Here is a 13,357-nt window from a genome sequence, read left to right as displayed (position 1 = left end):
TGCGTCAGCGTTAGAGGCCACAGGGAGAACGTCATGGGCCATATTCGGCTCGGCACATTGCCACAGTCGAAAAAGTGGCGAGATGTCGTTGATTTGATTGATTCTGATGCGCCGATTGACGCAATAGCCGAGGCGGCGACCAGAGCGTCAGAACTCGATCTTTCACGTGCCAGCGACGACCCCCGCTTTCAATTTATCAGCGCCCTACTTGTACGATTACCTTTGATGGCGCGAGCTCCGGGTTTCGAGCATGCATTGGCTGGACTCGGTGTGGGTGAAAACGCGCTGTCTTCGGTCGCAGGATTGCTGTCCGGACTTGAGTTGGTAGTTGACCAACAGAGTTTCCAGAGCGGTGCCTCATCGGATGCAGGCGAACTCGCAAAATTTGCATTTCTTGAAACTCTCTCAGTACAGTTGCGCGACCAGCTACCAACCCTCTTTGAGCCAACACCGCAGGAAATCCGCACGGCTTTGGGTAAATACTCGTCCGGAGATCGGTTCGCTGAACTCGCCCGTGGTTTTTTTGCTCGGTTAACATACCGGTCGCTTGACTATTATCTCAGCCGCGAATTGGCCAACCATACGGGTCAAGGAAAAAGGTTCGCAGATGATACGCAGCGAGTAGCCTTTCAACACGCATTGGCTCAGCACACTTTTGAAGCATCAAGGATCGTCAAGGAGTTTGCGAGCGGTTGGTATGGCAAGACTGTTTGGCAGAAGCAGGCGCTGGACCAGGAGTCGATAGATCGCTTCACCAAATACGCATTCAAGAAAATGAGGTCCGAGCTTGGACGGCGTCGAGACACCGCCTGAGCATCATGTCCGATGCCTCGCTCCGCTAACCAAAAGCGGCGGCGATGAGAAGCTTCGTCTTGAGATTGACGGAAAACCTGTGGGCGTGAAGCTACGGATCAGCCAATTGAACAGTCAGCTGGTGGCCGGACTACCGGATCGTGCACTAGACCTGTTGGAAGTAGCAGCGCTTATCTATGGCGCGGACGCCGCCGTAAGCCGGGGCGGACCAGTGGATCAAAATCTGGGCCGGAAATGGCATCGCCGGTTCATTGTTGAAATGCCGGTACGTGATCTCGTGTTTTGGCATTCGGGAAAAATTGCACAAACGCTCGAAGAAACATTGATGTTTCTCTCCGATGACCGATTTGAGTTTGAGTTCGTCCAAAAGAATGAGCCCGATGCCGAACGCACGCGGTTCTTCAAATATGACAAAGAAAGCTCCTGGAAGGCAGATCGTATCCTGATGTTCTCAGGGGGCTTGGACTCGTTTGCAGGCGCATTGCAGGAGATTGTCGAAAATCGTCAGCACGTTGCTCTTGTTAGTCACTTCTCGGCGACGAAAATCGCGCCTATACAGCGTAACCTACAAAAGGTTTTAGCCAAGAAATTTGGAGACCAAAGCTGTCAACACATACCAGTTCAAGTTCAAATGACCGGAGGCAGCTTGAAAGAAGGCACCCATCGCAGCCGGTCATTCCTGTTTGCCGTTTTGGGTGCGATTACAGCTCAGGCCTTTGGGCGGAACCAAGTCTCTTTTCATGAGAACGGTGTTGTCAGTCTGAATTTGCCGCCCGTCGGGAATGTACTCGGTACGCGTGCAACACGAACGACGCATCCTCAAACGTTGACGCGATTTACCAATTTCTTTGGCCTCGTGTTCGATGAAGGGATGCGTGTGGACAACCCGTTTTTCTGGCGCACAAAAACGGAGGTAGTTCAGACTATTTCCCGGTTGGGCTTGGCGGATCAGATACCCCATACACGCAGCTGTGCTGACGTGCACAATCAGACCAAGCAACATGTTCATTGCGGGCGGTGCTCGCAGTGTATTGATCGACGATTTGCCATGCTTGCAGCGGATTTGGAAGCTTTTGATCCTGAAGAAGCATACAGTGTGGCGTTGATGGATGACGCCAGGAATGATGGGATAGATCGTGAGATAGCTTTGTCTTACGTGCGAAACGCTCATGCATTCGAACACATCTCACCAGCGGATTTGGAGCGGGCTTTTCCGGCGGTATTGGATGCTGTCAGTCATCTCGACAATCCGCCTGAAACGGGACTTGCGATGATTTCCCAATTACTGAACAGGCACGGCGCATCCGTATCGAGCGTGATGCGCAATACACTTCGAAATTGGAAATCAGAGAGCTTCCCCGATGGCAGCCTGCCAAAGCTATACGGTGACACACAGCGTACGGCAGCCTTACCTGGACTTAGTGTTTCTATTGCAAAAGAAACGGAACCATCGTCAAAAACACTACTTCTCGAAGTTGAAGTACAAAAAAAGCAGATCAGAATTGATGAGCGCATCACAATTCAAGGCAAGTCGACAATCGAGCTCTTGATCGAGCTTTCCAATTTGTGGCTGGAGGGTGCGGGACAAGGTCTCGATCCGCTTGACTATCCTTGCTACAGCGCTTCGCTTCTTGCAAAGCAACTTGGGTTGGCGAGCGAGGAGGCTGTCCGAAGAAGGGTTCTTCGCGCACGGTCTCAAATGAAGCAGTATTTTGCATCGTGTGGAATGGAGGAAGCGTTAGGGCAGGATTTGATCGAGAACGTTAGTTGGCGAGGATACCGGCTTCGCCCTGATCTCGTTATTGTGCGAATGAGCAAAGCGAGTTGAAACTCATTCAATGACATCAAAATCATCATCACATTCCAGTGGCCCGCGTGCCCAAAATCGGTTCATCAGTTCTATCTGCCGACCCGAGGCAACTGAGCCATAGGAGCGGAAGGTCATCAGGACATCATCGTGACCAATGTTCTGAGACCATGCCTTGTAGTCTTCCGGAGTTCGACAATGGTCCTTGGCCAGTTCAGCGACAGTGTCACGCACACGGTGCGGTGAAAACGGTGGAAGGTCCATTTCAACGAAAGCTTGTTTGAAGATCTTTGCGCAACTTGAAGCGCTGGCCCAAGGTTTTCGTTCGATGCCCAGCGCTTCAAATCGCTGAGAAGAACCAATTCCCACATGGGTCTTGGGAAACAAGGGGTCTGAGTTGGAAAAGAGATGTTGTTGCCTTAGCTCAGCTATCCAATTGTTCAGAACCTGTTCCAAGTCCTTCCCAAACGGGAAAAAGGCGGTTGTAAAAACTCTGCCAAACTTCGTGTTTACCGAGCGTCCATCGAAGTGCACACATCTATTACTCAAGTCGACGTGACCAATTTGCAGAGAGATGGCAGCTCCTTCTCTCGATCCAGTGAGAAACAAGAAGGCTATGAGAGCCCGGTTACGCCGATCAATAACTGTAGCCGTAGGCATGTTGGCGATGACATGCCGGACTTGTTCAGGCGACGGATGCGGTTTCCAAAGTGATCCACGTCGAGCGTTGTCAGATCGGCGATCTGGGGTCAGGTAGTCAGCATCCGAATACGTGATCTTTGACTTGTACCCTGATTGATCTGCCAGCCACCGAAAGAAACCCTTCAGCTCCCGCAACGTACTCGCAATTGTGGACGCAGAGAGCAATGCACCGGTACGTTCGTTCTTTTGAGTGGATAGATGTCGTTTGAAAGAACGCGCACGCTCGGAGTGAAACGCACGGAAATCCTTTCCCTCAAGCCAATTGTCATAGATCGAAATCGCGGACGCCGCCTTATCAATTGAAGCCTCAGACAAGCCCCGCGCATCCTTAAGCCAGACAAGGTATTTTCTTTTGATCCGCAGGTTATTTTTGTTGCGTTTTGCCATGGGGTTTGTCCTCCGCTGTAAAGGTGACGTTCAAAGAGGGATTTGTACGGGACACTAATCTTGGGTGAGCCTTCTGAACTGTCACCTCGATTTTGGCCCGGATCGCTTCCAGACCAGATCGTCTTACGACCTTGTTCATGAGAGATCCGCATTCAGGGCAAAGCGCTGTCAGACGACCAGTATTAGGAGTTTGATGCACATAATCCGCTATCTTGCCGTCTGGCTCTCGCGGCCCTTTGCAGCCGAAGCAATAACAATGATGCAGAGCCAGCTTACAGCGCCCCTTGCTTTGCCTTCTTCCGAGAAATGTCTTGAGGTCCTGTCCTTCGATCAGCCAAGGCTTGTTCGAAGTATCTGCTACCAGCCTTCCGTTCTTAATCCATCGGATGACGGTCCGCTTGTGGCACTTCAGAAGTTCAGAGGTTTCCCAGACGGTGTAGACTCTATGCTTTTTTATCCGAGCCGCGGAAAATGACTTGGTCACGATCCGCCCTCCGAAGAAATTGGGCCATTGGTGTTCTGACACACCTGCGACGCCTCGTATGCTTCAACCTCGATCTCATCATAGAGAACCCGCGCGCCAATCTTGAGAAATTTGGGCCCCTTCCCTAACCAACGCCATTGCTCCAGCGTTCTGGGGGATATCTGCCAGCGCGCCGCTAAATGTACTTGTGTAATCTTCGCCATCGAAGTGCCCTTTGTATCTCAGTGCAAGTCGCTTTCTTGCGGTCTGCTTCTGGACATAAATATGCGCTTCTATTGCTTGGAATTCTGTAGACGGTTGGTTGAAAGATGTGACCGTTATCGAGGTTAAGCGCTTATTTCTAAATTACTAAATGTGAAAAGATGTGACGGTTATCGGTAAGGTGTGACATGTGGAATAACGCTGATCGCCGCCATTCGAGTTTTACGCAGCCAATGTCCACATTGAGCCCAAAGTGCTGAATGCCGCAGGGTACACAAATACTCCCCCAAGATTCAAGCTTCTGAACCTGCTGGCCAATAACAATACAGTTTCACTCATTGGTCAGCAGGTCCGAAACTATCATTGGGCTATTGAGGCAATCGTCTTCAGCAGAGCAACACCTCGTATCCCCTCGTTAGCTAGAGTGAGAATACCTACCGAGCAGACCAATAAAACGGACTTCCCACAAGACTTCAAAGAAAGATCCGTTAACCATTTGTTAGGCGACAAGTCGTAAATGGTTAACCAAGCTGGTCTGTTCCTTGTGTGGTTGGCTTACGGTTGCCTCCAGGCGCTACGAGGGTGCAGACCAGCGCGACCAACCTCCACAACCATAAGATAGCCAGGGTTTGTGACGTGTGCACGATCAATTGGGGATGCGGGACACGATAACAATCACACCCTGGCCTTCAATCACTCTTTACCGCCAGTACATCGAGAAACATTCGGAAATCGTACCATTACCCACAACCTCATCCTTGGCCGACATCGCATCGGAGCAAATACGTGTGATTGCCTAGGCGTTGTACGCAAGCGTGCCGGAAACCTTCAAGCGCGTGCTCTTACGTCAGATGACGGGTTTGTTCCCAGGTTGGACAAGAGCTGTTGTCAGACCAAGTTAACCACTGACAGAACGAAACTTCGAAACAAGACGGCGAGAAACGCAAAACCTGCGGACAGAATTACTAACCGTCCAAACTTTTGGAGGGTGGAAGGTTTGCGGTTGTCGTTTGCAGGAAACAAAGTTGGCCCTCATTGACGATTTAAAAGAAATTCTGGCGAAATTCACATAACTTGAGCGAAATAACGCCGAGTTTACCATGTGCGCTTTAAGGTTAAGAATTCATTAGCACTCTGTTAATAATGTTGACTCATTAAAGCTAAAGAAATTGTAAAATCAGGAGTGAATCATGGACACGAACGCAATGTTGGTACGCACCATGAATGCTGCGAAGGAGGCTCGCGCAAGGGGCTTCGAAAATACCGCAGATGCTTTCGATGAGATTGTGGAAAGCCTGCTTGAGCTACTCAATTCGCATGCTCAATCAATGGAAGGGAAGCGTTCAAACTCTCGCACGGACGCCCAACACATTCACTAACAGTTTCACCCGTTTCAAGGTTGTTACGGAGCGCGTTCAACTTTTGTTAACGATTATCCCTAAAGTTGTGTTCGTGGTGGATGCCACAGACCAATATTCCAAGGGATGCAAGAATATGACGTGCCGTAAAGACGCAGTTGTTTTGTTGAACGACCTCGAAGAATTTGCCGACATTCACGAATATCCTGAAGTCGGAAACCTTATCGCAAAAGCAAGAATGGCTTTGCGAAAAGACCGGGGAAATGAGTTTCCTCCAGTGCGTAAATCGCGCGGGTCGTCGCAAGTCTACTTCATCCAATAAGCTACTTGAGGGCACTAACCCTCATCGAAAGCACGTAAGGAATACCTGACTTTCAGTTCACTGCTAGAGCAGGCTATCATTCCTCACGTGCAGACAGAACCCGTCGCATATACGGGCAATCATATGCACCTCCCTGTTGGACTGGCCCCGGCATCGCCCGGGGTCTTTTTTGAGACGATGTGGTGGAGAGTTTATTGGGTTTCGCAAACTCCCAGGCTCAATTTTCTGAAGAGTCGCGTGCAAACACGCGAACTGATGTGCTCCAGGTCCACTGACAATAAACTCAATTACGATCAGTATAAGCAAGTTCACCTTTTATTAATTTCTTCTCCTAATAATTTTTTGTGGGTGGTTAATGTTAACGAATGCATCAAGAGATTCCCCAGAATGATGAGCTACAACGACGCTATTGTCTTGTTGAACGAATTCGAAGACTACGCCAAAACTCACAATGTTCCAGCAATCTTGGATCTTATCGTAAATGCGCGAACATCTTTGGCGAAGGATTTCGGTGTTACATTCCCCCCAGTTCAGATCCCGCAGACTGTTTCCCGGCACAGCGGGATCTAATAGTGACAGGTTGAACAGTTCCTGTCGCATGCGTAGGTCCCCGCACTGATCCTTACCGGCGTGCCCACAAGTGCCATGGCGGTATTCCCCGGATAGCTGAGCGGCACTCTAGGCTTTCTCAGGTAGCTTCGGGAATTCCCGCTTCGCCACCGGATCGTGCTGCTTGACCTCTCGCTCTGCCGAGCAGCTCCGTCATAAGCTCCGGGTCTTCGATGGTATCCACGAGGATCTGACGCGCCTTGTCGTTGATGAGGCGTTGAAGGAACCGCTTTGGAAAGCCGCTTGGCCATGTTGGCGATTTGCAGACTTTCACCATGCTCTGGCCCTTTCCGTACCGGGGTCGGACAGCCCGCCCCCCCCCGGCACCAACTAGTGTCCGAGCTCCCTGGCAAACCGTTCGCAACGCTCATCGCCGCAACCTGGTCGTCCTTTCCATCACGGCACGATCCCGGGGGCCAAAGAGCAAACGATCGTCCGGCTCGGGTCTGACAGCGGCATCACCGAAATCTGTCTAACGACCAAACAGAAGCCAGATTCGCCAGAAGCAACCGATTGAATTTCCTACTTCAAATTACACGTCAGGGGAAACTTCACCGTTCACGAAGAGACAACGCCACTTCACCCAAGCCCTATTAATCTGTTTGCATGCATACTTAGCAACCAAGCTCAACGAAATGTATGTTTTGTGGGTCACGTGCATTAGCGCTTTCTTAATTTCTTAGTGGCAAACCGTTAATCTCCACTAATGGGATCTCATGAATGGCGTTCTCGATGTTCTTTGGTTTGATTGCTGCTGTCGCGGCAGCCTTGTTGTTGTTCTTGATTGTGGTCCTCGCGCGAGAACCATTGAAACGCAGGAGCAAGAAAATGCCGAACAGAGTGGCCTGATCTGACGGGTCCAATGTGATTTTGGGTGCTTAAGCGGTCTGTGTTTCATCGGCATGATGGTTACCGGTGCCGGACGGCGATAGCCCAGTGCACCGTGCGGCCGTCCGCTGTTGTATGCCCTCGATTCTTCAGTGATGATCTGAGCTTCTCTGAGCGAGCGGGAGATTTCCCCGTTCAACAACTCATCCCGCATTCGACCGTTGAGGCTTTCGCAACATCCATTCTCCCATAGCGAGCTTGGCACAATGTAGGCCGTCTTGGCTTTGACAGCCGCAGAACCGCCAGTTCAACGAACTCAGGGCCGTAGCACGTCAGGAATCTGTCTGATTGCATACAGACGAGGCATGCCTTGCCCCATCAGAAGTTCAACCTGCCGCAACTTCGAGACAATCTCTTCCCGCTTCGGTCTTCTGTTCGCCATTCTTGGTCCTCCGTTTCCTGAACACAGCAGTGGATCAGTTCGGTTGGTGAGGCTAAAGAGATCCCAAGACTACGGAGAAAAAACAAAGGGGGCCTCCCTAGTTACGAGTTGGCTTTCTGACTTAGTAGGCCACTGGCTTGAAACATATCGTACATTCAAAAGAAATTGCGTGTTGGCAGGTGTTTCGACCAATTCCAGCAGGTACTATGGCGCTATGAGAGATAAGTGCTCTTTTTCGTATCTTAGCCAGTGCTTTACTAGACCCAGCCGCTCCGGACATGGCGTGTTACTTGCGCACCGAGTGGAACTGACACTCTGACAGCGCCGGAATAGGCCTGGGTTTTAGCTTAGCATCATCTTCTCGATGCCAGAACTTCAATCGCCATATTGAATTCTTGGCAAATTCTAGCCCCCTTAAAATGTTTGGGTGATAGGCTTCCACTGCCGCCATGATGACCATACCCAGCAGCCCGGAAACCACATAGGTCATCATCGCAATCCACAAAGGCCAACCGGAGAACACCAAGCTTACTGCTGAGAGTGATCCAGCAAACATTGCGACAAAAACGATTCCAATCATTTGATTTCTGCCTGTTATGGTTAAAAATACAACCCTAAGGAGATATTAAAATAGTTACTCAATAATTAATGCTTTTCAGATAACTTGAAGTTTTGTGCAGTTGGTGGTCGAGAAATTGCCACGGCCCCAAAACCAACTGCCACAGTAGCGCTGCTTCAACCGCGGGAATTCGCGCTGCGCCTTTTGGGATGAACGCCCTTTCATCAGCCGCACCAATTCACTCACCGCGAGTTTGGGTGGCGCGGAAACAAACATATCGACATGGTCAGATGAGAGAACGTCACGGATGAAGTCGACACCCTTCTCAAGGCAAGCCTGACGGCAGGTTTCTCTTACTAGCAGGCGGATGTCGCCTTGCAACGCCTTGAATCGGCGCTTGATCGGCCAAACAATGTGATTGTGGTGGTACCTACCAGACTATTCAACAAATCAAAAATCAACCAAAGATAGTATCGTAAATTGAAGAATCTCTAATAAAGGGAGAATTAGAAGTTTGGCTATTTTGAAACTCTCGGAAGATCCTGCTCATATTCGTGCTCAACAAATCAATGCGCTCGCGCGCATGATGCCAGCATTGATGATCGTCAATATGGTGAACGCCGGAACGTTGGCTCTCGTGCTTTATACCACCGATCAATTCAGGACATTGGATGCAATCTGGACTGCGGCAATCGGGTTCTTCTCTCTCCAAGCTTTGCTGAGAGTTCGCTACCAGCGTTTGCGAACAGTGCCCGATACCGTCAGTCGTCGTTCGGTAATCAGAGTGTTGCGCAGTGCAGCAGTTTATGGCCTGATCTGGGTATATCCCGGTATGTTGGTGCTACCGATAATTGATGGCTGGGCACAGATGTTTGCTGCAGCATTGATGACTGGAATGATATGTGGTGGTGCGATCGCACTATACCCGTTTCCAATGGCCGCCGTAATCTATTCGGGGCTGGTAACCATCGGTTGCTTGATAGGACTCTTGGTGGAAGGTAATCCCGCCGCAACCGGCCTTGCCATTATCGCAGCGAGTTTTTTCTTTGTTTTTTTTCAAGTCATCAGAAGGCATGCCCAGTTGTTTGTTTCAGAATTCGTAGCCCGGCGGGACCTTCAAGAAAGCCACAAATCAGTTGCACGTCTTCTGGTGGAGACAAAATCCGAGGCAACAGAGGAAAAGCGACGTTCGCAAAAACGCCTGGCCGAAGCGCAAAAAATGGAGGCGATTGGGCAACTGACAGGAGGCATAGCCCACGACTTCAATAACCTGCTTGCCGTGATCCAGGGCAACGCTGAATTGCTGGAGCAGCTGGATATACGCAATGACTTGAAACCGATTACTTCGGCGATTGTCCACGCGACCGGGCGTGGTGCGGAACTGACCCAAAGACTACTGGCGTTCTCTAGAAAGCAACCGCTGAGGCCTGAGGCGGTAAACATGCATGCGCTTCTAACCAGCATGGCGGAGGTCATGCAGCGCATGCTAGGTGAAACCATTGAGGTTATAGCACGTTCAGAGGATTGCAGCTGGAAGGCTCTTGCCGATCCGGGCCAGGTAGAAGCTGCGTTGTTGAACCTTGGGATCAACGCCCGGGATGCCATGCAGGACGGCGGCAAGTTGACCATCGAATGCAAGAATATCACGATGGATGAAAACAGCTCTGTCAATGGGTCGGACATCCCCGCCGGGGAATACGTTGTTCTCTCGGTGTCGGATCACGGCGTTGGCATGTCCGAGGAGGTTCGAAAACACGCCTTTGAGCCGTTCTTTACCACCAAGGAGGTGGGTCAGGGAAGTGGACTTGGTCTGTCGATGGTCTACGGTTTCGCTCAGCAGTCGGGCGGGCAGGCAACGATATACAGTGAAGAAGGTCAGGGCACGACAATAAATCTTTACTTGCCACGGGCGCGATCAGAAATCGAAAACCCTGAGAAACCTCATATGGAAGCGGTTCCGCGTGGCAAAGGAGAAACTATTCTGGTCGTTGAAGACGATCCCGAAGTTCTAAGACTTGCCGAAGTGATGCTCGGGAACCTCGGCTATCGGGTGATTTGTGTGGAAAGCGTAAAATCCGCATGGGAAATCATTGATCGAAATGTAAAAATTGACTTGGTGTTGACTGATGTCGTGCTGGCGAGTGGTGCAAGTGGGCCTGAGTTTGCAGAAGAACTCAGGACTTTCTGGCCGGAAATGAGGATCATCTTTATGTCTGGCTATCCAACTGAGGCCGCGAGGCAAAATGGTTTCCTTGGCTCTGACAGTGTCCTGCTGAACAAGCCATTCAGATTGGTACAGCTTGCAAGGGAAGTAAAGACAGCACTTGAATGATTGCCTTTTGGATTCAGAAAGTGATAGCCGACAACTTACGGTTGACAGAAAAAGTCACGCGCAACCAATTTACGTAACCTATTCAGCAGATTGCTGCGTTCATCATGAACAGCTACTAGCTTTTCCAACTGGGTCAGAGGTTCTTCAACTTCTGCCTAGACAGAATCAGCATCATTCGATGCTAGATGGTGGTTCTTTCCCATACAATACGCTCTGGTACGATCCAAAGATGGTCGGGCTTTCGAAAGATGACAGCGTTTTCGAAGCCGGAAAGTAGTTTCGCCTCGTCTGCTGTATGAGCCAATGCCCAACCGTGAGCAGTGATTCCATTGGCGCTAACTGAAGTAACCTCGATTTTCCAAACCTGCAGCATAATTGATCCTTTGCACATCAGCGGTGATAAGAAGTAGCCGTGTTCAATTTGTCTTTGGCATAAGAAATGTTTTTCTTGTGCAAACGGTGGAAGCGTTCAGTAATGCACCAACCAGCGGACATATCGCGGAGAACAACAATAGCAACAATCCTATCGAGAGCAGATCCAAACTGAGCTTTAGCCGCACCCTTAAGTAGGTCGCAACGAAACGTAGGTAGTTCCTTTAGCAACTGTGCGTTGAGTGCAACAAATAGAGATCGCATGACAAAACTAGGAAGCATTAGCAGCGCTCCCCCAAAATGTTGGCATCCGACAATCCTACTCCATTAACAGATTTTTCCAGCATTGAGCCCATGCCTTGTGCAAGTCACTTAGTCCGAATGTGCTCGGTTCCGCAGAGGGTCAAAACAAGTCAGACATCCTTCTTTTCAGTTCAAGTTGGCGACTTATGGTAAAAATAACCTTAAGAAAAGAATGCGTTTATTGATTCTAAAAGACTGTTCGGCTAAAAATATTAGCCATTCCCGCAAGAATTTTCGCGCCATTGTTTGCCCGCATCCATTGCGTCAAGAGCATCGGCTAACTGACATCAGCCAATGTCTACTTTGATCGGACCGAAACTATCCTCAGACGTAGAAATTAGATCAAATCCGGAGAAAACAGAAACGCCGCATTCTGCATCAAGAGAACGCGGCATAGACTTAAACGTGAGCGAACCTGATCCTATCAAACTAACCGAACGCTCGGGTTCTAAGTCATTCGGTTATGGGCACTCTTGATAACCTTAAATTAACCCCCTTTCCCGAAACGAAATCTCTCTGCTCTTTCCAATTATTATATGGTCGTGAACGGATACTCCGATTGCCTGACAAGTCTTTATGACAGATTTCGTCATTTCTATATCTTCATGACTTGGTGTTGGATCTCCGGAAGGATGGTTATGAGCTAGAATTATAGCGCTAGCATCAAGTTCCAAAGCCCGCTTTGCTAGTTCTCTAGGATAAACGGGCACATGATCTATGGTACCCTCGGCTTGTTCCTCATCCGCAATAACCGCGTTTTTCTTGTCCAAATAGAAAACTCGGAATTGTTCCTTTGATTTATATGCCATCGAAACGCTGCAGTATGCCAGCAAGTCGCGCCAACAAGATATGACTTCCTTTCCCAGAACTTTTTCTCGAGACATTCTCAAAGAGATCTGTTTGATCACGGAAAGGCGAACGAATACATCGTCCGAAACGCTTTCGATCTTCTGGAGTCTATTATCTGAGGCTGCCATTACATGGTTGAGGTTACCGAATTCCTGCAATAATCGAGTCGCCAAGGACTGCGCATTGCTCACATTGGGGACATCGAACAGAAGTAATTCTAGAATCTCACTATCGAGCAAGTACTCCGCTCCGCCGCTTAATATGCGCAGACTGTTTGTCTTGGCAAAGCTTGGTATACATTCGTCATTGTTGTTGGCTCCACAGCCTGTTCTCGGAATGTCGGGCTTACGAAGAAGATTGACGCTTTGCCCCTGCCCTTGCATCAGGTTTACCTTCAGCTTGGTGACAACCCTGGATCGGGTTCTGGCTTCTGCCAGCCCACACGACCTTTCAGGCTTAACGATTCCAAACGACCCTTTGAGGTTTCCCCGTTCTTTAGCGTTGTTGATCCTGGTATCATTATTGTGATCAGTGTATTTGGAAACCATTCTTCCTCGCTCTAAGAGATGCGGCACCATTTTCGTTCGATTGAACTTACCAACTTTGATAGCGACTCCAATTCCTCCGAAGGCGTCGCCCGACGAACAGTATTTGCTTTGTAAGGTTAAGCCTTGATTAACTGGCTAGGCGAGAGTTCAAATGGCCATTTCGTCGTCCCAACTTTGTCCAGCCATGCATTGTGTTTTGGTGCTTCAGCAGTCAATCATCTACTCCATGGGACACTGACTTGTTTCAGAAAATAAGCGACCAAAGTTTCAGTCTTGTGTTTCGAAGCGGTTGCAATTTGTGCCGCTTATCTGGATCAAGAAGCCTTGTGAAAGTCGTATATATCTCCCTAGGTTGAGTATTAATATGACCTGAGCCCCAAGTTTCCTCCACCTTGCGGAGAGTCCTTGGTTTGGGTTTGATCGCCTTACGCGGCCAGTTTG

The 13,357-nt window shown here is 49.5% G+C and carries 10 protein-coding genes and 1 pseudogene; 4 read left to right on the top strand and 7 right to left on the bottom strand.

What is annotated here, in order from left to right:
- The first annotated feature begins 33 nt into the window (after nucleotides 1–33).
- Nucleotides 34–813 carry a hypothetical protein gene (locus RBB29_RS20300; protein ID WP_306116964.1) on the top strand — a complete coding sequence of 260 codons (780 nt, stop codon included), beginning with the start codon at nucleotides 34–36 and terminating at the stop codon, nucleotides 811–813.
- Nucleotides 788–2,641 carry a 7-cyano-7-deazaguanine synthase gene (locus RBB29_RS20295; RefSeq protein WP_306116965.1) on the top strand — a complete coding sequence of 618 codons (1,854 nt, stop codon included), beginning with the start codon at nucleotides 788–790 and terminating at the stop codon, nucleotides 2,639–2,641. The genes RBB29_RS20300 and RBB29_RS20295 overlap by 26 nt, the downstream gene beginning before the upstream one ends.
- Nucleotides 2,642–2,644: 3 nt before the next feature.
- On the opposite strand, the gene RBB29_RS20290 is transcribed toward RBB29_RS20295, so the two are convergent.
- The 3 genes from RBB29_RS20290 to RBB29_RS20280 are packed head-to-tail and all read right to left on the bottom strand — an operon-like array spanning nucleotide 2,645 to nucleotide 4,396.
- A complete protein-coding gene (locus RBB29_RS20290) occupies nucleotides 2,645–3,709 on the bottom strand; it encodes a site-specific integrase (RefSeq protein ID WP_306116966.1) in 1,065 nt (354 codons plus the stop codon).
- Nucleotides 3,687–4,193 (bottom strand): helix-turn-helix domain-containing protein, encoded by a 507-nt coding sequence (locus RBB29_RS20285; RefSeq protein ID WP_306116967.1) that lies wholly within the window; start codon nucleotides 4,191–4,193, stop codon nucleotides 3,687–3,689. The genes RBB29_RS20290 and RBB29_RS20285 overlap by 23 nt, the downstream gene beginning before the upstream one ends.
- Entirely contained in the window at nucleotides 4,190–4,396 is a 207-nt protein-coding gene (locus tag RBB29_RS20280; RefSeq protein ID WP_306116968.1) for an AlpA family transcriptional regulator, read from the bottom strand. The genes RBB29_RS20285 and RBB29_RS20280 overlap by 4 nt, the downstream gene beginning before the upstream one ends.
- Nucleotides 4,397–5,693: 1,297 nt before the next feature.
- Between RBB29_RS20280 and RBB29_RS20275 the strand changes: the two genes are divergently transcribed.
- Complete coding sequence (locus tag RBB29_RS20275; RefSeq protein ID WP_306116969.1) at nucleotides 5,694–6,074, top strand: hypothetical protein; 381 nt, start codon at nucleotides 5,694–5,696, stop codon at nucleotides 6,072–6,074.
- 1,507 nt (nucleotides 6,075–7,581) lie between these two features.
- On the opposite strand, the pseudogene RBB29_RS20270 reads toward RBB29_RS20275, so the two are convergent.
- From RBB29_RS20270 to tnpA, 3 genes and pseudogenes are all read right to left on the bottom strand, one after another.
- Nucleotides 7,582–7,806, bottom strand: a pseudogene (locus tag RBB29_RS20270) (transposase); the annotation flags it as partial.
- A gap of 433 nt (nucleotides 7,807–8,239) precedes the next feature.
- Nucleotides 8,240–8,533, bottom strand: coding sequence for a hypothetical protein (locus tag RBB29_RS20265; RefSeq protein ID WP_306116970.1), 294 nt, complete (start codon nucleotides 8,531–8,533; stop codon nucleotides 8,240–8,242).
- A gap of 75 nt (nucleotides 8,534–8,608) precedes the next feature.
- Entirely contained in the window at nucleotides 8,609–8,926 is a 318-nt protein-coding gene (gene tnpA, locus RBB29_RS20260; protein WP_306116973.1) for an IS200/IS605 family transposase, read from the bottom strand.
- Nucleotides 8,927–9,026: 100 nt separating this feature from the next.
- Here tnpA and RBB29_RS20255 point away from each other — a divergent pair, with 100 nt between their 5' ends.
- The gene (locus RBB29_RS20255) at nucleotides 9,027–10,844 is read left to right on the top strand and encodes an ATP-binding protein (RefSeq protein WP_306116971.1); all 1,818 of its coding nucleotides are present in this window, start codon (nucleotides 9,027–9,029) and stop codon (nucleotides 10,842–10,844) included.
- 1,157 nt (nucleotides 10,845–12,001) lie between these two features.
- Here the strand turns inward: RBB29_RS20255 and radC are convergent.
- The gene (radC, locus tag RBB29_RS20250) at nucleotides 12,002–12,916 is read right to left on the bottom strand and encodes a DNA repair protein RadC (RefSeq protein WP_306116972.1); all 915 of its coding nucleotides are present in this window, start codon (nucleotides 12,914–12,916) and stop codon (nucleotides 12,002–12,004) included.
- Nucleotides 12,917–13,357 lie beyond the last annotated feature (441 nt).

The sequence above is a fragment of the Roseovarius sp. MMSF_3359 genome (assembly GCF_030733385.1).
Taxonomy (GTDB): domain Bacteria; phylum Pseudomonadota; class Alphaproteobacteria; order Rhodobacterales; family Rhodobacteraceae; genus Roseovarius.
Note: the sequence above shows the minus strand (reverse complement) of the source record. Positions and strands in the feature narration are given on the sequence as shown.